This window comes from Microbacterium sp. STRO-2N (assembly GCF_057747775.1).
This window is the reverse complement of sequence record NZ_CM173223.1, coordinates 55,584-77,822: the sequence shown is the minus strand read 5'-3', so window position 1 is coordinate 77,822 and position 22,239 is coordinate 55,584. Positions and strand designations below refer to the sequence as shown.

Below are 22,239 nucleotides of genomic sequence, written 5' to 3'. Positions count from 1 at the left end.
ATGCAAGCACATGTATCCGAGTTCTATTCCAGAGAATGCAAACCCGCGTCACACGGGTTCCTCCCCCGTACGAGGGACCGGCGGGGAATCCCCCTCCAGGGGGAGGGATGCGGCGGCCGCCGTCCGTAGCGTGGGTCTCACGATTCCGACCAGAGGAGACACGATGCTGCAGCTGCGAGGCATCACCAAGAGCTACGCGGGCCGCCGCGCGCTCGACGAGGTGTCGTTCGACGTCCGACCGGGCCGGCTCACCGGCTTCGTCGGCGGCAACGGCGCAGGCAAGACCACCACCATGCGGATCGTGCTGGGGGTGCTCGCCCGGGACGCCGGCACCGTGACGCTCGATGGCGCCGAGGTGACGGCATCCGATCGCCGCCGCTTCGGCTACATGCCCGAGGAGCGGGGGCTGTACCCCAAGATGAAGGTGCTCGAGCACATCGTGTACCTGGCGCGGCTGCACGGATTCTCGAAGACGGATGCCGCGACCCGCGCCACCGCGCTGCTCGAGCGGCTGGGACTCGGCGAGCGCCTGGGCGATTACGTCGAGACGCTGTCTCTGGGCAACCAGCAGCGCGCGCAGATCGCAGCGGCGCTCGTGCACGACCCGGAGGTGCTGATCCTCGACGAGCCGTTCTCGGGGCTCGACCCGCTCGCGGTGGACGTCGTCGCCGGCGTGCTGCAGCAGCGCGCCGCCGCCGGCGCCGCCGTGCTCTTCTCGTCGCACCAGCTCGATGTCGTCGAGCGGCTGTGCGACGACCTCGTGATCATCGCGGGCGGCACGATCCGCGCCGCCGGTCCGCGCGACACGCTGCGCGCCCAGCACTCCACGCGCCGCTACGAGCTCGTCTCGGCGGGCGACGCCGGGTGGCTGCGCACCGAGCCCGGCGTCGAGGTTCTGAGCTTCGACGGCGGATACGCCGTGTTCGACGCCGACAGCGACGAGACCGCGCAGCGCGTGCTGCGCCGCGCCGTCGAGCAGGGCGATGTCGCGAGCTTCGCGCCGCAGCATCCCACCCTCGCCCAGATCTTCAAGGAGGTCATCCAGTGAGCACCGTCCAGACCGCCGGCCCGTCGCTCAGCGCCGCGCAGGGAGTGTGGCTCGTCGCCGAGCGCGAGATCGGCTCGAAGCTGCGCAGCAAGGCGTTCGTCATCTCGACCGCGATCCTCTTCCTCGGTGCGCTGGCGCTCGTCATCTGGGCCGGGTTCCAGGCCTCCAACGCCAGCGGCACGCCGGTCGCGGTGACCTCCGACGCGACGCAGTACGTCGCGGGCGTCGACAATCTCGACATCACCGATGTCGCCGACCGCGCCGAGGCCGAGGCGCTCGTCGCCGACGGCGACGTCGACGCGGCGATCGTGGGCGACGCCTCGTCGCCCACCGGCTTCGCCGTGGTGGCCGAGTCGGACGCACCGACGCAGCTGCTGCTGCAGCTCGCGCAGCTGCCGCCGGTCGAGCTGCTGAGCCCCGACGCCACCAACCCCGCGCTCGGCTACATCGCCGCGGTGGGCTTCGGCATCGTGTTCCTGCTCGCCGCGTCGATGTTCGGCGGCACGATCGCCCAGAGCGTCGTCGAGGAGAAGCAGACCCGCGTGGTCGAGCTGCTCATCTCGGCGATCCCGGTGCGGGTGCTGCTGGCGGGCAAGGTCATCGGCAACACGGTCCTCGCGATGGCGCAGATCCTCATCCTCGCCGCGATCGCGATCGTGGGTCTCACCGTGACGGACCAGACCGCCCTGCTGCAGGGACTCGGCGCGCCGATCGCGTGGTTCGCGGTGTTCTTCCTGTTCGGTTTCATCCTGCTGGCGTCGCTGTTCGCGGCGGCGGCGTCGATGGTGTCGCGCATGGAGGACATCGGCTCGACCACGACGCCGCTCACGATGCTCATCATGGCGCCGTACTTCCTGGTGATCTTCTTCAACGACAACCCCGTCGTGCTGGCGGTGATGTCGTACGTGCCGTTCTCGGCGCCGGTCGGCATGCCGATGCGCATCTTCCTGGGCGAGGCGCTGTGGTGGGAGCCGCTCGTGTCGCTCGCGATCCTCGTCGCCACGTGCGTCGCCGCGATCTTCGTCGGCGCGCGCATCTACGAGAACTCGCTGCTGCGCATGGGCGGCCGCGTGAAGCTCGCGGAGGCCCTCGCCCGCTGACGCGGGATTCCGGATGCCGCGGCCCGGCGCTCTGCGCCGGCCGCGGCATCCTTGTCTGTCGCCCTCGACTCGGCGCCGGGTAGGTTTGGGCGCATGGCGGAGCCGCAGACCACGCTTCTGATCCTGGGCGCCACGGGCGACCTGACCTCACGACTCCTGCTCCCGGCGCTCGGACAGCTGCTCACGCTCGAGCCGCACCGCCGGATCCGCCTGCGTGGCGCCGGCATGGACGACTGGGACGACGACCGCTGGCGGGAGGTCGTGCGCGAGGCGTTCACCTCGGCGGGCTTCGCCGACGCGTTCGACGCGGTCGCCGAGACGACCTACCAGCGTGCCGACATCACCGACCCTCGTGACCTCACGACGCTGATGGCCGACTCCGGCGACCGGCTCGCGCTGTACTTCGCGGTGCCGCCCGCCGTCGCGGCGGCGGCGTGCACGGCGCTGGCCGACGTCGCCATCCCCGAAGGCACGGTGCTCGCGCTCGAGAAGCCGTTCGGCGTCGACCAGGCCAGCGCACGCGCGCTCAACGCGACCCTGGCGCGGCTCGTGCCCGAGGAGCAGATCTTCCGCATCGACCACTTCCTCGGTCGATCGACGACGCTGAACCTGCTGGGCGTCCGCTTCGCGAACCGCATCTTCGCGCCGGTGTGGTCGGCTCAGCACATCGAGTCGGTCGTGGTCCGATACGACGAGACGCTCGGACTCGAGGGACGCGCGGGCTACTACGACCGTGCCGGTGCCCTCGCCGACATGATCCAGAGCCATCTGCTGCAGGTGATGGCGATCCTCGCGATGGAGCCGCCGTCGACGCTGCACGAGCGGGATCTGCGGGATGCCACGGCCGCGGTGCTGCGGGCGACGCACGTGTGGGGCGACGACCCGGCGAGAGCTTCTCGGCGAGCGCGGTACATCGAGGGCGTCGTGGGCGACCGGAGGCTGCCGTCGTACGTCGACGAGCCCGGTGTCGATGCGGCCCGGGGCACCGAGACGCTCGCCGAGCTCACGTGCGAGGTGCGCAACGAGCGGTGGGAGGGCGTGCCGTTCACGCTGCGATCCGGCAAGGCGCTCGCCGGCAAGGACGGCGAGGTGGTCGTCACCTTCCGGCCCGTCAACCACGTGCCCGAGGGCCTCAAGGGCGACGCACCCGGGTCGGTGCTGCGCTTCTCGCTCGGCCCCGACCGCATGGACCTCGAGCTCAACGTCAACGGCGGCGAGGACCCGTTCGAGCTGGAGCGCGCGCTCCTCGAGGCCGACCTCGGCGCGGGTGCGCTCAAGGCCTACGGCGAGGTGCTGTCGGGCATCCTCGACGCCGACGCGACGCTCGCGGTGCGCGGCGACGCCGCCGAGGAGTCGTGGCGCATCGTCGACCCGGTGCTGGCCGCGTGGCGGGCGGGCAGCGTGCCGCTCGAGGAGTACCCGGCCGGCTCGCTCGGCCCGGAGGAATGGCCGAAGCTGCCCTGAGCGACCGGCGACGGCCGGCTCAGCGCTCCACGAGCACGCCGTCGGCGTCCGCCCACACGTGCCGACCGGGCACGAAGGCGACGCCGGCGATCGTGACGGGCACATCGACCTCGCCGATGCCTTCCTTGGCGCTCTTGCGCGGATTCGATCCGAGCGCCTTGACCCCCAGCGGGAGGGTCGCGATCACCGCCGTGTCGCGGACGGCTCCGTGCACGATGAGGCCCGCCCAGCCGTTCGCGACGGCCGAGGCCGCGATCAGGTCGCCGACGAGGGCCGATTCGAGCGATCCGCCGCCGTCGATCACCAGCACGGCGCCCTCGCCCGGCGTCGCGAGCACGGACTTCACCAGCGCGTTGTCGCGATGGCAGCGGACCGTGCGGATCGGTCCGTCGAACGCGATCCGCCCGCCGACGTCGTGTAGCTGCAACGCGAGCGAGTCGAGCCCGTCGCCGCGTTCGTCGTAGAGGTCGGCTGTCGAAGTGCCCATGGGCCCACGCTAGGCGCCTGGCGGCGCGGCGCGGCGTTGAGAATGCAGGAAGAATCCGCCGGTTTCCGCTGCGGGGAAGACGTGTGGGCCGCTTCAGCCTGTTTTCTCGACGTCCGCGGGCGCCCGCGCCGGCGGGTTGTCGTCGGGGTGGAGGGCGCTGAAGAACGAGTACGTGTCGCCGTCGGGGTCGGGCCCGCGCTCCTTGAACTCGTTCACCAGCGCGTAGAGGCGGTGCTGGAACTCGCTCTTGTGCTCGCCGTTGAGCTTGAGCCCGAGCCACGTCGCGTCGAGGTCCTCGTCGGCGACGCCCTCGATCTGCTGCAGGAACGTCTCGACGAGCACGTACGACCCGCCCGGCATCGAGGTGCGCCACGACAGGCCGGTCGCACGGTACGGCACCTCCCTGGCGCCCTGCGCACCGCTGCGCTCGGGCTCGGCGGCGAGGTACCCCGTCTGCACGAGCGTGCGCACGTGGTGCAGCATCGTGCCGGGGTTGACGCCGAGGAGCCCGGCCAGCTCCTTGTTCGTGCGCGACTCGAACGCGCACAGTCGCAGCACGCGCAGCCGCAGCGGCGAACTCAGCGCGCGCATGCGCGCCTCGGCCTCGGGATCGCCGCGCCGCAGCTCGATGCGCTCTTCGCGATCGTCCGCCATGGGGCTAGCGTACAAGAGTGATTGACAGTTCTCAATCGGTGTCGCACACTGATTGACATGTCCCAATCAGACGAGCCGGGCGGGCTCGACTCCGCGATCGACGAAGCCGTCGCCGAGGCCCGTGCCGAGGCCTCCACCCTCACCTCCCGCGCGAGCGCCGATGACGCCGTCGAGTCGGATCAGGATGCCGCGGCCGCCGCCGCCACGCCCGCGCCGAAGGGCTCGCTGTGGCGCGACGGCAACTTCCTCACGATGTGGGGCGGCCAGGCGCTCAGCCAGTTCGGCGCCCAGATCACGGAGCTCGCGCTCCCCGTGCTCGCAGTGCTCATCCTCAACGCGACGGAGTGGGAGGTCGGGCTCCTGAACGCGGCGCAGGTCGCGGCGTTCCTCGTCGTCGGGCTCCCCGCGGGTGCGTGGATCGACCGCATGCGCAAGCGCCACGTCATGATCTGGGCCGACGCCGTGCGGGCCGTCGCGCTCTCCACGCTGCCCGTGCTGGCCCTCCTGGGCGTGCTCGAGATCTGGCACATGATCCTCGTCGCCCTCGTGATGGGCGTCGCGACGGTGTTCTTCGACGTGTCCAACCAGAGCCTCATCCCCTCGCTCGTCCGCACGAACCAGATCGCGGAGGCGAACGGAAAGCTGCAGTCCACCGAGCAGCTGGCGGGTCTGGCCGGCCCCGCCTTCGGCGGATGGCTCGTCGGCGTGCTGGCGGCGCCGCTCGCGATCCTCATCACGGTCGGCACCTACGTCGCTTCGTTCATCGCGCTGCTGTTCACGCGCGACCACGAGACGCTGCGTGCGCCCGAGGAGCACAAGCCGCTCGTCCACGAGATCGGCGAGGGCCTGCGCTGGGTGTTCGGCAACCCGCTGCTGCGGCGCATCGTCGGCACCACCGGCGTGGCGAACTTCTTCGGCACGATCGCCACGACCCTGCTGCCGATCTTCGCGCTGCGCGAGCTCGGGCTCACGCCGCAGATGCTCGGCGTGGTGTTCTCGCTGTCAGCCGTGGGGGGCCTGCTCGGCGCGATCGCGACCCCTCACATCGTCAAGCGCCTCGGCGAGGCGCGCGCCATCCCGGTCAGCGCCATCGCGTTCTCGCTGGCGCCCTTCTTCCTGCCGGCGATCTCGCTCGTGCCGGCCCTGGCCTTCCCGCTGCTCGTCATCCAGTTCTTCGTGATGAGCTTCACGATCCTGCTGTACAACGTCACGCAGGTGACCTTCCGCCAGCGCATCACGCCGCCGCGCCTCCTCGGCCGCATGAACGCCTCGATCCGCTTCGTGGTGTGGGGCGTCATGCCGATCGGCGCCCTGCTCGCCGGTGCGCTCGGCACGTGGATCGGCACCGTCCCGACGCTGTGGCTCGCGGCGACCGGCGAGCTGCTGGCGTGCCTCTTCGTCGTCATCGGCCCGTTCTGGAGACTGCGGGAGCTGCCCGACGTGCACGCCGAGCACGAACCCGAGTCGAGCTGATCAGACCGCGATCCCCACGCCCCCTCCGGGCGCGCGGGCCCAGCCTCGGCCCGCCGCGCAGGGTGCGGGCCGAGGCTGGCGTCTCCCTCGACGCAGCGCGCGCGAAACCGATAACCCGCCGGGAGACATCGCGCAACCTCTGCCGCCGCGCCGCCTCTCCGTGCTTAGGTGGCTCCATGACGGCCCGCATCGTGTCGATCGGCACCGCAGTTCCCGCAACGCGGATCCCGCAGGACCACGTGCGCGATCTGTTCGCCGACCAGCCCGGCCTCGACCGGCTCGCGCGTCGTCGCATCCATGCCGCCTTCGGTGCGTCGGCGATCGAGCAGCGGCACACCGTGCTCGCCGAGCTCGGGGAGGCGGCCGCGCCCGACGACGCCGGCCGCCGCTTCCTCGACAGCGCCGGGGTGCTGCTGTCACCGACCACGGGCATGCGCAACGACCTCTACACCCGCCTCGCGCCGGCGCTGACGGCGGAGGCGGCGACGCGGGCACTGACGGATGCCGGAATCGAGGCATCCGTCGTCACCCATGTCGTGACCGTCTCGTGCACGGGCTTCTTCGCGCCCGGGCCCGACTACCGGCTCGTGCGCGACATCGGCCTGCCGACCACCGTCGAGCGCTACCACCTCGGCTTCATCGGCTGCGCCGCCGCGCTTCCGGCCCTCCGCCTCGCGGCACGGCTCGCGCACTCGCAGCCGGACGCCGTCGTGCTCGTCGTCTGCACAGAGCTGTGCTCGCTGCACGTGCGCGCCTCGGACGACCCGCAGCAAATCGTCGCGGCATCCGTCTTCGCCGACGGCGCGGCCGCCGCGGTCGTGACCTCCGCGGACGTCGGCCGACCGGGCGGGCTCGAGCTCGACCGGTTCGGCACCGCGCTCACCGACGAGGGCGAGAGCGACATGGTGTGGACCATCGGCGACCACGGCTTCGAGATGGTGCTGTCGGCGGAGGTGCCCCGCATCATCGGGCGCGAGATCCGCGGTGCGGTCGACCGGTTCGTCGGCGACGACCGGCCGCCCGACGTGTGGGCGGTCCACCCGGGCGGCCGCAGCGTGCTCGACCGGGTCGAGACGGGACTGGCGCTCGACCCGCGAGCCCTCGCCGCGTCGCGCGCCGTGCTGCGGGACTACGGCAACATGTCGAGCGTCACCATCCTGTTCATCCTGCGCGACCTGCTGCGCGACGACTCCGTGGCCGACGGGGCCCGCGTCGCCGGACTCGCGTTCGGCCCGGGCCTGACGGTCGAGTCGGCGATGCTCACCAAGCGCGCACCGGCACCGCGGCATTCGGCGGCGGCCGCGGCGGCCGCCGTGGCGGTCCCGGCGTGACGGGAGCGCGATGACGCTGGCCGCGCGCGACGAGGCTCTCACCGAGCTGATGGACGACCCGCGCTGCGACCCCGCACGCCTGCGCGCGACGCTCCGCCGCTTCGACACCGTGAACCGGCTCGTCGCGGGGTGGGGCGCCGTCTACCGGTCGACACTGGGCCCCTACCTGGCGTCGCTGTCACGCCCGGCGCGGGTGCTCGACCTCGGCTCGGGCGGCGGCGACATCGTCGTGCGCCTCGCCCAAGCGGCGCGGCGCGACGGCCTGGAGGTCTCGTGGACCGGCGCGGATCCCGACGAGCGCTCGCATCGGGCCGCACTCGAGCGTCCGCGTCCGGCCGAGGTGACGTTCCGGTGCACGGATGCCGCGACCCTCGTCGCCGCGGGCGACCTGTTCGACGTGGTGCTGTCGAACCACGTGCTGCATCATCTCGGGGCCGAGCTGCCGGGATTCGTGGCGGCATCCACCGCCCTGTCGCGCGGCATGGTGCTGCACAGCGACATCGCCCGCAGCCGTGTGGCCTACGGGCTCTACGCCGTCGGCATCACGCCGCTCGCCCCGGGGACGTTCCTGCGCACCGACGGTCTGCGCTCGATCCGCCGAAGCTACACGCGCGCCGAGCTCGCCGAGACGCTCGAGCGCGACGTGCCCGGCGTGTGGACCGTGTCGGTCCCCGTGCCGTTCCGTCTGCTCGCGGAGGGCCGCGGCCATGGCTGACCTCGACGGTCCCTCGGCTGCGGGGCGCAGCATCCGGCGCCTCGGCCTCGCTCAGGTGTCACGACACGCCGCATCCGCACCTCCGATGCGACACAACGCGCCACCCGAACCACGGGCGGCGGGGGGCGATCGTGGCTGACGTCACCGTGGTCGGAGCGGGGCCGGTCGGGATGCTGCTCGCGGGGGAGCTGACGCGGCGCGGGATCGACGTCGAGGTGCTCGAACGGCGACCCGGCGCCGGCGAGGGCACACGCGCGATCGGCGTGCATGCTCCGGTGCTCGCGGCGCTCGAGGCGTCGGGTGTGACCGAGCGGCTGCTCGCGGACGCGGTGCGCGTGGGCCGCGGCGAGGCGCGCAGCCGCGGGCGTCTGCTCGGGGTCGTGCGGTTCGACCGGGTGGCGACGAGGTTCCCGTTCGTCGCGACGCTGCCGCAGTCGGCGACCGAGGCGGTGCTCGCCGCAGACGCGCCCGAGCCGCGCCGCGGCGTGAACGTGATGACGGTGCTGCCGGGCCCGCACGGCGTGCGCGTGCGCGCAGGCGTCGGCGGACGGCCGATCGAGCTCGAGAGCCGCATCGTCGTGGTCGCGGCGGGTGCGGGAGGGCGTGGCCTGGTGTACCGGCCCGCAGCGGCGCGCCCGCGTGAGTATCGCGACCGGTATCTGATGACGGATGCCGCGGCCGGCGCCCGCGCCGAGCCCGAGGTGGCGATCGTGCACCTCGACCCCGACGGGGTGCTCGAGTCGTTCCCGCTGCCGGGCGGCGCACGGCGGTTCGTCGCGTGGGACGATCCCGGCGCCGACCCCGATCCCGCGGCACGCGCACGCCGGCTGCGGGCGGCGCTCGAGCGCCGGGGCGAGACGGCGGCCGCCGACGCCGTCGAGCAGGCGACGGCTTTCGGCGTGCGCCGGTTCGTCGCGCCGCGCCTGCGCAACGGCCGGGTGCTCGCGATCGGCGACGCCGCGCACGAGGTGAGTCCCATCGGCGGGCAGGGCATGAACCTCGGCCTGCTCGACGCCGTCACGCTCGCGCCCCTCCTGGCCGCATGGATCCGCAGCGACGAGGCGCCCGAAGCCGACCTGCGACGCTGGGAGGAAAGGCGCGTGCGCTCGGCGACAGCCGCGGCGCGCCTGGCCTGGGCCAACACCGCGCTCGGCCGGCCGTTGCCGGCCGCGCTCGACCGGGCACGGCGCGCGACGGTGCGGGCGATGCTCGCTCCGCCCGCCGACCGCCTCTTCGCCCACGCCTACGCGATGGGCTTCGACGCCGACGCCGACGCCTGAGCCCCGGCCGCGCCGCTGGGCCGCTACTCGGTGACGCGCACCCCGCTCGGCGCGGTCTCGTTCCACACCCGGTCGAGGGCGGTCACGGCGTACGTGTACGTCGCGCCGGGCTCGGCCGTCGCATCGACGAAGCGCTGCACCACGCCCGGCTCTGCGCGCCGGGTGGCCACGAGGTTCGCGGCGTCGTCGATGTCGATCGCGTTCGCGTGGCCGTCGACCCGGTAGACCGCGAACGAGGTCGCCCGCGAAGTCGGCGGTGCGGCATCCGACCACTTCACGGTCACTCCGCCGGCGCCGTGCACGGCGTTGGCGAGCACGGGCGTGCGGACGGGGCTCGCCGGAAGCCACGGCATCGCCGGCACGATCGCGGGGTGCGAGTAGTGGTCGGCGCGCACGAGCGACATCGATCCCTGCGGGTCGGCGGGCACGTGCTTGGCCGAGAAGTACACGTTGCCGTGCACGGGGGCGCGGGTCGCATCGATCTCGCGGTCGAACGTCAGGTGCTTCGAGAGCTCGGCCGGATCCGTGAAGACGCGCGAGGTCACCTTGTAGAGCGCCTCGCCGATGTAGAGGTGCGTGCCCGATGCCGCGGCGACGTCGGCCCACCACGGCACGAGCTTCGCGTAGTCGGCGACGGCGAGCCCGAACTGCCAGTAGATCTGCGGGTTGATGTAGTCGAGCCAGCCCTCGAGCACCCATTTGCGGGTGTCGGCGAACTGCATGTCGTACGACTGCGAGCCGCCCGTCTCCGACCCGAGGGGGTCGGTCGTCCGGTTGCGCCAGATGCCGAAGGGGCTGATGCCGAACTTCACCCACGGCTTCAGCGCCTTGATGCGCTGCGAGACTGAGTGCACGAACGTGTTCACGTTGTGACGCCGCCAGTCGGCGATGTTCGCGAACCCCGCACCGTGCGCGGCGTAGGTCGCGGCATCCGGAATCGTCTGCCCTGCGACCGGGTACGGATAGAAGTAGTCGTCGAAGTGCACGCCGTCGAGGTCGTAGTGCTCGACGGAGTGCAGGATCGCCTGCTGGATGTGCTCCTGCACCTCGGGCAGTCCGGGATCGAAGTAGAGCTTGCCGCCGTACGCCCAGATCCACTCGGGGTGCACGCGGGCCGGGTGCTCGGGCACGAGCTTCGACGGGTCGGCGCCCATCGAGACCCGGTACGGGTTGTACCAGGCGTGCAGCTCGAGGTTGCGGCGATGCGCCTGGTCGACGATGAAGGCGAGCGGGTCGTAGCCCGGGTCCTGGCCCTGCACGCCGGTGAGGTACTGCGACCACGGCTCGAGCGGGCTCGGCCAGAACGCGTCCGCGGTCGGCCGCACCTGCACGAACACGGCGTTCAGGTTGAACTGCTCGGCGACGTCGAGCCAGTGGAGGAACTCGGCCTGCTGGTCGCCCGCGGAGAGTCCCGTGCGCGAGGGCCAGTCGATGTTCACGACGGACGAGATCCACATGGCCCGCAGCTCCCGCTTGCGGGGTGCGACGGCGGAGTCCCCCGTGGCGGCCGCGGTCGAGCCGAACGCGGGCGTCGGGCTGAGCGTGCCGATCGTGACGGTGAAGGCGGACGCTGCCGCTCCCGCGACGGCGAGCGTCAGGAAGCCGCGCCGGCCGATGCCGGCTGAGCGCGATTCGAGCGGCGTGACGTGTGGTGTGCGTTCGAGGGGCATCGTCGATCCTCCTGGTCGTTCCGTTTGGAAGATACTTCCAGACTCGCGCCGATCTGTGAAGAGTTAGTTCCGAGCCGGATCGGCCTATGCCTCCGTCACCCCGCGAGCGCGCTGCCCGACGCGACCAGCTGCGCCGCGAGCAGCAGCGCGGCGAGCATCACCAGCCGGAAGAGCGTGCGTGAGGGCGACCGCGTCGCCGCGAGCCACGCGGTCGCGCCGGCGACGAGCACGACGGCCGCGAAGAACACCCATGACACCGGTGCGACCGCGGCGAGATCCCCGCCCGCAGCTCCGAGGAGCACCGCGACGGCTCCCGCGACGACGGCGAGCGCGGCGACGACCGCCGATACCCGCGGGCCGAGCCGGTGCGGCAGTCCGCGGACACCGGTGCTCGCGTCATCGGAGAGGTCGGGCAGGACGTTCGTCAGGTGCACGGCCGCCCCGAGCGCGGCGCCCGCGATCCACGCCCACCCCGCGGCGAAGGCCGGGACCGGCGCGGAGAGCGTCGCGAGGGACGGGAACGTGCCGAAGCTCACCACGAACGGCACGATCGACCACGCGGTCGACTTCAGCCCCGCGTTGTACGCCCACGCCGAGCCGAGCGTCAGGGCGTGGGCCGCCAGCATGCGCCATCCGAGCGGAGCCGACAGCGCCAGCGCCACGGCGAGGGCGACGGATGCCGCGACCCACGCCGCGCGCACCGACACGTCGCCGCGCGCGACGGGCTTGTCGGCGCGCCCCACGGCGCGATCCCGCGGAGCGTCGAGGGCATCGTTCGAGATGCCGATCGACAGCTGCCCGGCGAACACCGCGACCGTCAACAGCACCAGCCGCCACGGCTCGAGCCCGGTCGCGACGCCGAGGGCGAGCGCGAGCGCCGTGACCACGAGGGTCGGTCCCGGATGCGACGAGCCCCACAGGGCGCGGACGGTACGCACGCTCGATGCTCTCACGCCTCCGCCCCGCCCGCCGCCCCCGTAGTCCCCGCCACGCGTCTTCACCGGCCCCTCTCCACTCGCCCCTCTCCGCTGCGAAGACACCAGTCGGTGACGGCGACACGCCGGTAACGGATGCCGCGGTCCGGCGTGTCTTGCCGCGGACTGGTGTTTTCGCGTGCGGGATGGACGGAGCGGCGGCGGCCGCCTCAGTCGTCGAGCAGCTCGGCCTCGATGACCTCGTCCTCGTCGGAGTCGGTGTCGGTGCCGGGCGCGGCCGCCGGGCCGTCGCTCGTCAGCACGAGCTGCGAGCTGTCGGCCGCGACATCCACCCGCACGACGTCGCCGTCGCGCACGCCGCCCGAGAGCAGCGCCATCGCGAGGCGGTCCTGGATCTCGGACTGGATGAGCCGTCGCAACGGCCGGGCGCCGAACACCGGGTCGTAGCCGCGCTCGGCGAGCCACGCCCTCGCGTCGGGCGTCACCGCGAGGGTCAGGCGCCGGTCGTGCAGCCGTCGCTGGAGCGCATCCACGGCGAGCTCCACGATCTGGGCGAGATCGTCCTCGGTGAGCGCCTGGAACACGACGATGTCATCGAGCCGGTTCACGAACTCGGGCTTGAACGCCTGCCGGACCAGACCCTGCACCTGCTCCCGCTTCTGCTCGAACGAGAGCGTCGGGTCGATCAGGATCGGCGAGCCCAGGTTCGACGTCAGGATCAGGATGACGTTCTTGAAGTCCACCGTGCGGCCCTGGCCGTCGGTGAGGCGCCCGTCATCCATGACCTGCAGCAGCACGTCGAACACCTCAGGGTGCGCCTTCTCGACCTCGTCGAGCAGCACGACGCTGTACGGCCGGCGCCGCACGGCCTCGGTCAGCTGACCGCCCTGCTCGTAGCCGATGTATCCGGGAGGGGCGCCGACCAGGCGCGATACGGAGTGCTTCTCGCCGTACTCCGACATGTCGATGCGCACCATGGCGTGCTCGTCATCGAAGAGGAACTCGGCGAGCGCCTTCGCGAGCTCGGTCTTGCCGACGCCGGTCGGGCCGAGGAACAGGAACGAGCCTGTCGGCCGGTTGGGGTCGCTGATGCCGGCGCGCGAGCGGCGGACCGCGTCGGACACCGCCTTGACGGCATCCTTCTGCCCGATGATGCGCTTGCCGAGCTCGGCCTCGAGGTGCAGCAGCTTCTCGGTCTCGCCCTGGAGGAGGCGCCCCACCGGGATGCCGGTCCAGGCCGCGATGACGGCCGCGATGTCCTCGTCGGTCACCTGCTCGTTGACCATGCGCTCCTCGGACGGGTCGGCCTCTGCGCTCTCCGCCGCGTCGAGCTCGGCCTGCAGCTGCTTGATCGTCTCGTATTCGAGGCGCGACGCCTTCGCGTAGTCGGCCGCGCGCAGCGCCTGATCACGCTCGGTGATCGCCGCATCCAGCCGCTTCTTGAGGTCGCCGACGCGGTTGAGGCCTGCCCGCTCCCGCTCCCACCGGGCCTCCAGCTGCTTCAGCTCCGACTCGGCCGTGCGCATCTGCTCGCGCAGCTTCGCCAGGCGCTCCTTCGAGGCGTCGTCCTTCTCCTTCTTCAGGGCGAGCTCCTCGAGCCGCATGCGGTCGACCTGGCGGCGGAGCTGGTCGATCTCGACGGGGCTCGAGTCGATCTCCATCTTCAGGCGGCTCATCGCCTCGTCGATGAGGTCGATCGCCTTGTCGGGCAGCTGGCGGCTGGGGATGTAGCGGTTGCTCATGGATGCCGCGGCGACGAGCGCACCGTCGGTGATCGTCACGCCGTGATGCGCCTCGTACCGGCCCTTCAGGCCACGCAGGATCGCGACGGTGTCCTCGACGTTCGGCTCGCCGACGTAGACCTGCTGGAAGCGGCGCTCGAGCGCCGCGTCCTTCTCGATGAACTCGCGGTACTCGTTGAGCGTGGTGGCGCCGATCATGCGCAGCTCGCCGCGGGCCAGCATCGGCTTCAGCATGTTGGACGCCGCGACCGAGCCCTCGCCGCCGCCCGCGCCCATGAGCACGTGCAGCTCGTCGATGAACGTGATGATGCGCCCGTCGGACTCGGTGATCTCCTTGAGCACGCTCTTGAGGCGCTCCTCGAACTGGCCGCGGTACATCGCGCCCGCGACGAGCGCCGAGATGTCGAGGGTGACGAGCTCCTTGTCTTTCAGCGACTCGGCGACGTCGCCGGCGACGATGCGCTGCGCGAGGCCCTCGACGACGGCGGTCTTGCCGACGCCGGGCTCGCCGATGAGCACGGGGTTGTTCTTGGTGCGGCGGGTCAGCACTTGGCTGACGCGCCGGATCTCGCTGTCGCGCCCGATGACGGGGTCGAGCTTGCCCTGCCGGGCGCGGTCGGTGAGGTTGATGCCGAACTGCTCGAGCGCGCTGCGCTGGTCCTCCTGCCCGGACATGGGTTGTGCGTTCATTCGTTCTCCTGAAAGTCTGTGTTCACGAAACTTGAGTCGTGCTGGCTCAAGTTTAGCAAAGCCGCGCCCGCGGCGGTAGAGGAGGGGTTGATCCCACGTGCGCGCAGGACGATCCTGGACCCACGCGAACAAGGGAGTTCATCATGAGCAGCACGTCGGTCGCACGCGTCACCACCATCACCGCCCGGTCGCCCGAGAGCTTCGAGGCCGCTCTGAAGGAGGGCATCGCCCGAGCCCATGCGACCCTCCGCAATGTCAGCGGAGCCTGGGTCAAGGAGCAGAAGGTCGAGTGCGACGACGGCGCGATCACGTCGTTCCAGGTCGTGCTGGAAGTGACCTTCGTCCTCGACGACTGAGGGCTCAGGACCGGTTGCGCTCCTCGCGCGCGTCGTCGTACGCCCGCCGCAGCGCCTCGCCCACCCATTCGGTGCCGCGGTAGATGTTGTCGTCGCCGAGGTCGGCGGCGAGCCCTCCCGCCTCGAGCTGCCGCACGACGACCGGCTCGCTCACGACGAGCTTGAGACTCGAGCCCACCTTCGCCAGGTCGTGCGCGTAACGCCGCAGCACCTCGACGAACGCGAGCCCGACGTCATCGGTGCCGCGCAGCCGCACGATCACGACGGAGTTCTGCGACTCGGCGGTCACCGCGGGCAGCTGTCGCTCGAACGTCGGAGCGCTTGCGAAGAAGAGGCTGCCATAGGGCTGGAGCACCACGATCTCCCGGGGCGGGATGGCGTGCGGCGGGTCGATCTCGCGCATCCGGCCGTCGGGTGCGAAGACGACTCGGCGCACGCGGAGACGGTTGGACTGCTGCGCGACGAACAGGATGATCCCGAGCCCGACGCCGGCCAGCACCGCGAACTGGAGAGGGATGACGAGCATGAGCACGAACGTCACCGCCATGACCACGGTGGGAAGCGGCCCGCTCTTGATCACGGAGTACACCCGGCTGGGCTTCACCGCCGTCACGCCGACGACGATCAGAAGGCCGGCGAGAGCAGGCATCGCGATGAAGGCGACGAGCTCCGAGGCGAACAGGATCACGAGCGACGTGACCCCGGCTGCGAGGAAGTACACCAGCCGCGTCTGCGCACCGGCGGTCATGACGAGCGACGAACCCGATGACGACCCGCCCACCGGCATGCCGCGGAACAGCCCCGACAGGATGTTCCCGGCTCCCTGCCCGATGAGGTCGCGCGAGACATCGGCGGGCTTGCCGTCGCGTGAGGCGATCCCCGCCGAGACGCCGGCTCCCTGAACGAGCGCCACGAAGGTCAGCGACACGGCCGGGATCGAGACGAAGAGGATGTCGTCGAGGCTGGGCAGCACGGGTGTCGGCAGCGAGCCGGGCACATCGACGAGGTCGTGCAGCACCACGACCGGCTGCGGCACCCACAGGTTCAGCAGCACCGCGCAGAGCGAGCCGACGATCACCGCCACGACGAGGCTGAGAGCGCCCACCCGGGTGTGCTGCAGCAGCACGATGATGAGGATCGTGATGGCGCCCACCACGAGCGACGGCACGTTCCACTCCAGGACGTGTGCCGCGAGGTCGAGCGTCTTGGCGATGCGGTTCACGCCGCCGGACGCGTAGCCGGTGAGGTTCGACAGCTGCCCGAGCACGATGTTCACCCCGACCGCCGTGACGAAGCCGGTCATCACCGCGGTGGGCACGAACCTCACGAGCCGTCCACCGCCCAGAAGCCCGAGCACCACCAGCAGCACTCCGCTGAGCACTGCCAGCGTGTACAGCGCGCGATCGGGGTCGGCACGGGTCTGCAGGTCGGCGTCGGCGACGATGAGCGCCATCGCGCCCGTGACCTGAACCGTCATGAGCGCGCTGCTGGTGAACAGTGCGGCTCCGACCATTCCGAAGAGGTGGCCGTAGAGCCCCGCGAGCGGGTTGACCCCGGCGAGGAGGCCCTGCGCGAGTCCATCGGGCACGCTCTCCACGCCCAGCGTGACGCCCGCCACGAGATCGCGGCGCAGCGTCTTGCGCGAGAACCACGTTCGCGGATCGAGACTCACGCGCCCACGCTAGCGAGCGCCGCCTCCCGACGCCCGCCACGCGCCCGCGCACACGACTCCCCCGCAGGATTTCACGCGACTTGCGTGACGCGGCGGCACTCAGGTTTCTCCCAGAATCGAGCTACGCGGAGTACCGCACCGGCGCCCTGCCCGGGGCGCAGCGACTCCGCCAACCTGAAAGGGATCCTCCATGACCGACAACGACACCACCGTCACCGGCTGGGTGGGATGGGGCGTGTTCGCCGCCGTCCTGCTCATCATCTCCGGGATCATCAACATCTTCCACGGACTCCAGGCGCTCATCGGGCCCGACACCGCGTACTTCCTCGGCGAAGCGGGCCTGTTCTCGCTCGACATAGAGGCGTGGGGCTGGTTCCACCTGATCCTCGGCGCGCTGATCCTCCTGGTCGGCTTCGCACTGTGGGGCGGTGCGACGTGGGCACGCGTCATCGCGGTGATCCTGGTCGCGCTGAACGCGATCGCTCAGCTCACCCTGATCGCCGCTCAGCCCTGGCTCTCGCTCACGGTCCTCGCGCTCGACATCCTCGTGATCTACGCGCTCACGGTCCACGGTCGCGAGCTCAAGGCGCGCTGAACCCCGCTGCTCTGACGGGCACGGCCTGACGCGGGCCCGTCAAGCGACGAGAACGGATGCCTCGGCTCCCACTTCGGCGGAGGCCGAGGCATCCGTCGTCATTTCACGCTCTTCGTCCGCGCAGCAGAAGCGCGCGCGGTAGGCGGTGGGCGTCGTGCCCAGCACGCGCGCGAAGTTCTGCCGCAGCACCGCGGCCGATCCGAAGCCGCTCTCATACGCGATGCGATCGAGGCCGAGGTCGGTCTTCTCCAGCAGCCGCTGGGCGTGGATGATCCGCTGCCGCGCGAGCCACGCCGCCGGCGTCGCGCCATAGTCGGCCTTGAAGCGGCGGGCGAACGTGCGCGGCGACATGTGGGCCTTGGCCGCGAGCTGGTCGACCGTGAGATCGAGGCGCAGGTTGTCGAGCATCCAGTCGGTGACCGGGGCGAGCGAGAGCGACGTCGTCGCGGGGAGCGGCTTGTCGATGAACTGGGCCTGGCCGCCGTCGCGCTGCGGCGGGACGACCATGCGGCGCGCGATCTTGTTGGTCAGCTCGGCGCCGAGCTCCTGTCGCAGCAGGTGCAGGCACGCGTCGAGGCCGGCCGCGGTGCCGGCGCTCGTGATGATGCGGCCGTCCTGCACGTAGAGCACGTCGGGGTCGACGTCGATCTGCGGGTACATCGCCATCATGATGGGCGCGTACATCCAGTGCGTCGTGGCACGGCGGCCGTCGAGCACGCCCGCCGCAGCGAGGATGAACGACCCGCTGCACACGCTCAGCACCCAGGCCTCGCGGGCCACAGCCGCCCGCACGGCGTCGAGCACGCGCGGGTCGGTGTTCTGCCAGTACTCGCGCGGGGTCGGGCACACCACCACGAGATCCGCCTCGTAGGCGAACGACAGGTCGTTGTCGACGTTGATCGAGAATCCCAGCTTGGACTGCACGACCCCGGGGTCGGCGGTCACGACGCGGAAGTCGAAGTTCGGCACGCCGTCCGAGGCACGGTCGATGCCGAACGCCTCGCAGGCCACGCCGAACTCGAAGGGCGCGAACCCGTCCATCACGATGCAGGCGACGGTCTTCACGAGGAACCTCCTGGCAGTTTTCCTACGAGACATGGCTATTCTGCCACTCGTGGCAGTTGCAGCACAAGCGTAGCGTTTCTGCCATGTTGATGGTGATTCTCTTCTCAGCCCTTTCCGCAGTGGCGATCGCCTCGACGATCGTCAACCTCCGCAGCGACGGCTACCGGCGGACTCCGGTCGATCGCACGCGCCTCCCCTGATGCCGAGTCACGCCCCTAGACTCGCGGCGTGACGACTCCCTCGAACACGCCCTGGCCGTCCCCCGAGCCCGGCCCCGCCGCCGGGCAGGCGGACCCTCGGCCGGCGGCGCACCTCGCCGCACCGCAGCCCTCCGCGCCGTACGGAGCGGTCCCCCCGGGGATCGCGCCCTCGGGGGCGGCGGGGTACGGCGGGGCGCCCGCCCCGGTCACGCGCCCAGCCCGCAACGCGCTCGGCATCGTCGCGCTGGTCCTCGGCGTCATCGTCCTGCTCACCTCGAGCCTGTCGCTCGTGGTCCAGGCGTCGATGATGCGCACCGGCGACTACGCCGCCATCGGCGCGATCCTCGGCGCCTTCGCGCTCGTGCAGGGCGCGCTCGCGCTGGCGGCGATCGCGTGCGGCGGCATCGGGCTCGCGCTGCGCGGACGCGCCAAGGGCGCCGCGGGGATCGGCCTCGGCATCGGTGTCACCGCGCTGTGGGCCGTGCTCGGCGGGGTCTTCTACGGCGCACTCGTGCAGGTGCTGGCCTGATCACGCGGTGACGCGCTCGTAGACCTCGATCATCGCGGCCGTCCGGGACGACTGTCGGAAGCGCTCGCGGATCGCGGGGTCGGGAACACGCGGCGTGCCGGCGGCGATGTCGGATGCCGCCGCGCGCAGCGCGTCAGCGAGCGCAGCGACCGACGGGTCCGGGGTGACGCCGTCGCAGACGGGCCAGAATCCCGTCCCGAGCTCTGCGCCGAGATCGGGATCGCTCACGATGGACGGCGTGCCGAGCGACGCAGCCTCGAAGATCGTCATCCCCTGCGTCTCGAACCCGATCGAGGTCTGCACGACGGCGTCGGCGTCCGCGATCCTGCGCAGTGTCTGGGCGTACGGCATCCGTCCTGCGAACACGACCGTCGCCCGCGGCCGGAGCCTGTCGATGGCCTTGCGGGCGGCGCGCAGCTGTCCGCCGCCCCCGATCACCTCGACGTCTGCGTCGACACCCGACACGGCGAGCGCCTCCAGGAACGGCAGCAGCCTTTTCTCGGGGCTCATCCGGCCGAGCCACACGAACCTCGGCCGCCGTTTCGCATCGGGGTGGGCGAGTTCGGCGAGCACCTCGTCGAGGAGGTCGTCGTCGATGCCGTTCCAGATCACGTCGACCCCGGCCGGCGCCGTCGCGCCGGGCGGCACCACCCCCGGCACGACGCCGTGCTGCTCGAGACGCCGGGCGAAGTGGGCCGATGGGGCCGTGACGGCGGATGCCCCGGACGCGAGCCCGCGCAGGTACGCCCAGCCGTCCGATCCCGGCGCCGCGGAACGCACCGCCCGCCGCCGCCACGCGTTCAGCACCCGCAGCACGAGCCTCGGGAACGGCGCGGTCGCCTCGATCCCCACGTCGACGCGGTTGTGCATCGTGTGCACGACGGGGAGTCCCTGCCGCGCAGCGAAGCGGTGCCCGATGAACGCACCCCAGAAGTCGGCCTGCACGTGCACGACGTCGACCGGCGGGCGCGCCGCGAGCGCGGCATCCACCCATCGATCGGTCCTCCGGCCGGGCCACGACATCGAGTACTCGCGGTCGGGCGTGATCGGGATCGACGGGATGTCGAGGTAGGCCTCGTCGGGCGCGATCGAGCGCCCCCGCTGCCCGTGCACGGCCGGTGCCACTATGGTCACGGTGTGGCCGGCCTTCTCGAGGAATCGCCGCTGCAGTCGCATCGAGACCTGCGCCCCGCCGAGCGTCTCGGCGTGCTGGTCGCCGAACATCACGACGTGCACGGGCGCTACTCGGGCAACGGCTCGTCGCGGTACAGCGCCTCGAACGTGTCGAGGGTGCGGCGCATGTCGTGCACCTTGACGCCCTCGAGCGAGGCGCGCTGCATGCGCAGACGCTCCTCGGGGGACTGGGTCAGCACGGTGGTGAGCTTCGCGGTCAGATCGTCGACGTCGCCGGGGCGGAAGAGGTAGCCGTTCTCGCCGTCGTGCACGAGATGCGGCAGCGCGACCGCGTCGGCGGCGACGATCGGCAGGCCGGAGGCCATGGCTTCCATCGTGGCGATCGACTGCAGCTCGGCGATCGACGCGATGACGAACAGGCTCGCGCGCGACAGGAAGCTCCGCAGCTCCTCGTCGGTGGTGTGACCGTGGAATTGGACGCGGTCCGACAGCCCGAGCTCCGCGGTCAGCTGCTCGAGGTTGCGACGCTGGTCGCCGTTGCCGATGACGTCGAAGTGCACGTCCAGCGCCGGGTCGAGCTGGGCGATCGCGCGCAGGATCACGTCGATCTGCTTCTCGGTCGTGAGCCGGCCGACGAAGACGAGCCGGTGGGCGTCGCGGGGCGTGAGGTCGGCGGTGTAGTTGCTCGCGTCGATGCCGCAGCTGACGGGGATGACGCCGCGGATGTCGATCGTCGACTCGAGGAAGTCCGCGGCCCGGCGCGTCGGCGTCGTGACCGCGCGGGTCAGGTCGAAGGTGCGCTTCGCATCGGCCCAGGCGATCTTGACCGCCACCTTGTTGAGGGAGTCGGGGAGCGTGGTGAAGTCGAGGATGTTCTCGGCCATCACGTGGTTGGTCGCGACGATCGGGATGCCGCGCTTGCGCGCCTCGCGCGCGAGACCGCGCCCGATCACGATGTGGGACTGGATGTGCACGACATCGGGCTTCACCTCGTCGAGCACGCGGCGCGCGTAGTGCTTCGACATCCAGGGCAGCACGAACGTGAGCCAGTCGTGCGGATACCAGCGCCACGACGGCAGCCGGTGCATCGTCATCGGCTGGCCCTCGATCGTCTCGGTGAAGGTGCCGTGGTTGCGGTGGCCGGCGCTCGGGGCCATCACATGGACGGTGTGGCCGCGCGAGACGAGGCCGGCGGCGAGTCGCTCGGCGAAGCGCGCGGCGCCGTTGACATGGGGGAGGAAGGTGTCGGCACCGATGAGGATGGTGAGCGGACGCGGGTGAGCGGCGTCGGCGGTGTCGGCGGGCGTCGCAGGATCGGTCACGGGATGAGGGCCTGTCTGTGCGGCGGGCGGGCGTCGGTCGGGGTTGGTTGACGCGCGCAACCACTGTACCCGAGCGGGTTCCCGCGTCCCGGGAACGCACAGGGGCGCGCCACGTACCCTGGAGGCATGCCCCGACTCCAGGCCGATGCGGATCCCAACCTGTGGGTGCCGGTGACCGAATCCCTCGGCTTCCGTGGGCGTCGCCATCGCAAGGCGGCGATCCGGATGCTGCTGTCGCAGGCCGGCGCCGCGCTCGGCGATCCGAGTGCCCCGGCGATCGGCCCCGGCGCGGCTGCGGGCTCGCCGGGCGGCGCGCGTCCGGGGAGCGGGTTCGCGGCGTGGGCGATGAGCCAGGCCGCGCCGTTCCTGATGCGCAAGGCGGCCGGCCGCGTGCTCGTGTGGGTCTGGAAGGCGGATGCCGAGCTCGTCGTCGTGATGGCGCAGATCCAGCAGGCGACGAACGACCTCCGCGCCGCCCGGGCGATGATGCCGATGGAATACGACGACACCGAGACGTTCCGCAATCCGCACCTGGGCGTCGGCGAGAAGCTCGAGCTGGCGCTCCCGCCCGACCCGCGCACGCCCCCGTTCGCCACCTACACGTGGGACACGGGCACGCACTTCGTGACGGTGACCGCGGTGTGCTCCGATCGGGAACGCTTCGGCACCGTCATCGGCGCGGTCGACGGCCTCGCGCGCACCGTGCGGGTCGTCGACGATCTCGCCGTCGGCGAATCGCCCGACGTGCTCCGCATCGAGCCGCGCGGCTGAGGGGTC

General features: G+C 71.5%; 20 protein-coding genes. 11 read left to right on the top strand and 9 right to left on the bottom strand.

All coding sequences use genetic code 11. The features are described 5' to 3' along the window. Nucleotides 1–163: 163 nt before the first annotated feature. The 3 genes from AC3ANN_RS00290 to AC3ANN_RS00280 all read left to right on the top strand — a co-directional run bounded on the left by AC3ANN_RS00290 (nt 164) and on the right by AC3ANN_RS00280 (nt 3,612). Nucleotides 164–1,048: an ABC transporter ATP-binding protein gene (locus AC3ANN_RS00290; protein WP_488339014.1), complete on the top strand. Its 885-nt coding sequence runs from the start codon at nt 164–166 to the stop codon at nt 1,046–1,048. Continuing rightward, on the top strand, nt 1,045–2,148 hold the full coding sequence (locus tag AC3ANN_RS00285; protein WP_488339013.1) for an ABC transporter permease: 1,104 nt from the start codon (nt 1,045–1,047) through the stop codon (nt 2,146–2,148). The genes AC3ANN_RS00290 and AC3ANN_RS00285 overlap by 4 nt, the downstream gene beginning before the upstream one ends. A gap of 93 nt (nt 2,149–2,241) precedes the next feature. After that, nucleotides 2,242–3,612, top strand: coding sequence for a glucose-6-phosphate dehydrogenase (locus tag AC3ANN_RS00280; RefSeq protein ID WP_488339012.1), 1,371 nt, complete (start codon nt 2,242–2,244; stop codon nt 3,610–3,612). 19 nt (nt 3,613–3,631) lie between these two features. Here AC3ANN_RS00280 and rraA read toward each other — a convergent pair whose 3' ends face one another. Both rraA and AC3ANN_RS00270 read right to left on the bottom strand, forming a co-directional pair. After that, nucleotides 3,632–4,099 (bottom strand): ribonuclease E activity regulator RraA, encoded by a 468-nt coding sequence (rraA, locus tag AC3ANN_RS00275; protein WP_488339011.1) that lies wholly within the window; start codon nt 4,097–4,099, stop codon nt 3,632–3,634. A gap of 93 nt (nt 4,100–4,192) precedes the next feature. Beyond that, nucleotides 4,193–4,753 carry an ArsR family transcriptional regulator gene (locus tag AC3ANN_RS00270; RefSeq protein ID WP_488339010.1) on the bottom strand — a complete coding sequence of 187 codons (561 nt, stop codon included), beginning with the start codon at nt 4,751–4,753 and terminating at the stop codon, nt 4,193–4,195. Between the two features lie 57 nt (nt 4,754–4,810). Here AC3ANN_RS00270 and AC3ANN_RS00265 point away from each other — a divergent pair, with 57 nt between their 5' ends. The 4 genes from AC3ANN_RS00265 (at nt 4,811) to AC3ANN_RS00250 (ending at nt 9,552) form a co-directional block, all read left to right on the top strand. Beyond that, nucleotides 4,811–6,226, top strand: coding sequence for an MFS transporter (locus AC3ANN_RS00265; RefSeq protein ID WP_488339009.1), 1,416 nt, complete (start codon nt 4,811–4,813; stop codon nt 6,224–6,226). Between the two features lie 176 nt (nt 6,227–6,402). Then, a complete protein-coding gene (locus AC3ANN_RS00260) occupies nt 6,403–7,557 on the top strand; it encodes a type III polyketide synthase (protein WP_488339008.1) in 1,155 nt (384 codons plus the stop codon). Nucleotides 7,558–7,567: 10 nt separating this feature from the next. Further along, nucleotides 7,568–8,272 (top strand): methyltransferase domain-containing protein, encoded by a 705-nt coding sequence (locus tag AC3ANN_RS00255; protein WP_488339007.1) that lies wholly within the window; start codon nt 7,568–7,570, stop codon nt 8,270–8,272. 131 nt (nt 8,273–8,403) lie between these two features. Then, nucleotides 8,404–9,552, top strand: a complete 1,149-nt coding sequence (locus AC3ANN_RS00250; protein WP_488339006.1) for an FAD-dependent oxidoreductase — start codon at nt 8,404–8,406, stop codon at nt 9,550–9,552. 23 nt (nt 9,553–9,575) lie between these two features. Here AC3ANN_RS00250 and AC3ANN_RS00245 read toward each other — a convergent pair whose 3' ends face one another. The 3 genes from AC3ANN_RS00245 to AC3ANN_RS00235 all read right to left on the bottom strand — a co-directional run bounded on the left by AC3ANN_RS00245 (nt 9,576) and on the right by AC3ANN_RS00235 (nt 14,589). Then, entirely contained in the window at nt 9,576–11,222 is a 1,647-nt protein-coding gene (locus AC3ANN_RS00245) for a glycoside hydrolase family 10-like protein (protein ID WP_488339005.1), read from the bottom strand. Nucleotides 11,223–11,317: 95 nt separating this feature from the next. After that, complete coding sequence (locus AC3ANN_RS00240) at nt 11,318–12,160, bottom strand: UbiA family prenyltransferase (RefSeq protein WP_488339004.1); 843 nt, start codon at nt 12,158–12,160, stop codon at nt 11,318–11,320. 206 nt (nt 12,161–12,366) lie between these two features. Then, complete coding sequence (locus AC3ANN_RS00235; RefSeq protein ID WP_488339003.1) at nt 12,367–14,589, bottom strand: ATP-dependent Clp protease ATP-binding subunit; 2,223 nt, start codon at nt 14,587–14,589, stop codon at nt 12,367–12,369. Between the two features lie 143 nt (nt 14,590–14,732). Between AC3ANN_RS00235 and AC3ANN_RS00230 the strand changes: the two genes are divergently transcribed. Beyond that, nucleotides 14,733–14,945, top strand: a complete 213-nt coding sequence (locus AC3ANN_RS00230; protein ID WP_488339002.1) for a dodecin family protein — start codon at nt 14,733–14,735, stop codon at nt 14,943–14,945. A 4-nt stretch (nt 14,946–14,949) separates the two neighbouring features. Here the strand turns inward: AC3ANN_RS00230 and AC3ANN_RS00225 are convergent, their stop codons facing one another. Further along, nucleotides 14,950–16,617, bottom strand: coding sequence for a SulP family inorganic anion transporter (locus AC3ANN_RS00225; RefSeq protein ID WP_488339001.1), 1,668 nt, complete (start codon nt 16,615–16,617; stop codon nt 14,950–14,952). 190 nt (nt 16,618–16,807) lie between these two features. On the opposite strand from AC3ANN_RS00225, the gene AC3ANN_RS00220 reads away from it, so the two are divergent. After that, nucleotides 16,808–17,212 (top strand): DUF7144 family membrane protein, encoded by a 405-nt coding sequence (locus tag AC3ANN_RS00220; protein WP_488339000.1) that lies wholly within the window; start codon nt 16,808–16,810, stop codon nt 17,210–17,212. A 39-nt stretch (nt 17,213–17,251) separates the two neighbouring features. On the opposite strand, the gene AC3ANN_RS00215 is transcribed toward AC3ANN_RS00220, so the two are convergent. Beyond that, nucleotides 17,252–18,277, bottom strand: coding sequence for a GlxA family transcriptional regulator (locus tag AC3ANN_RS00215; protein ID WP_488338999.1), 1,026 nt, complete (start codon nt 18,275–18,277; stop codon nt 17,252–17,254). A gap of 228 nt (nt 18,278–18,505) precedes the next feature. On the opposite strand from AC3ANN_RS00215, the gene AC3ANN_RS00210 reads away from it, so the two are divergent. Continuing rightward, a complete protein-coding gene (locus AC3ANN_RS00210) occupies nt 18,506–19,006 on the top strand; it encodes a hypothetical protein (RefSeq protein ID WP_488338998.1) in 501 nt (166 codons plus the stop codon). Here AC3ANN_RS00210 and AC3ANN_RS00205 read toward each other — a convergent pair whose 3' ends face one another. Next, nucleotides 19,007–20,242 (bottom strand): glycosyltransferase, encoded by a 1,236-nt coding sequence (locus tag AC3ANN_RS00205; RefSeq protein ID WP_488338997.1) that lies wholly within the window; start codon nt 20,240–20,242, stop codon nt 19,007–19,009. It abuts the gene before it with no gap. Nucleotides 20,243–20,247: 5 nt separating this feature from the next. Continuing rightward, nucleotides 20,248–21,462 carry a glycosyltransferase gene (locus AC3ANN_RS00200; protein ID WP_488338996.1) on the bottom strand — a complete coding sequence of 405 codons (1,215 nt, stop codon included), beginning with the start codon at nt 21,460–21,462 and terminating at the stop codon, nt 20,248–20,250. 126 nt (nt 21,463–21,588) lie between these two features. Here AC3ANN_RS00200 and AC3ANN_RS00195 point away from each other — a divergent pair, with 126 nt between their 5' ends. Next, on the top strand, nt 21,589–22,233 hold the full coding sequence (locus AC3ANN_RS00195) for a hypothetical protein (RefSeq protein ID WP_488338995.1): 645 nt from the start codon (nt 21,589–21,591) through the stop codon (nt 22,231–22,233). Nucleotides 22,234–22,239: the final 6 nt, after the last annotated feature.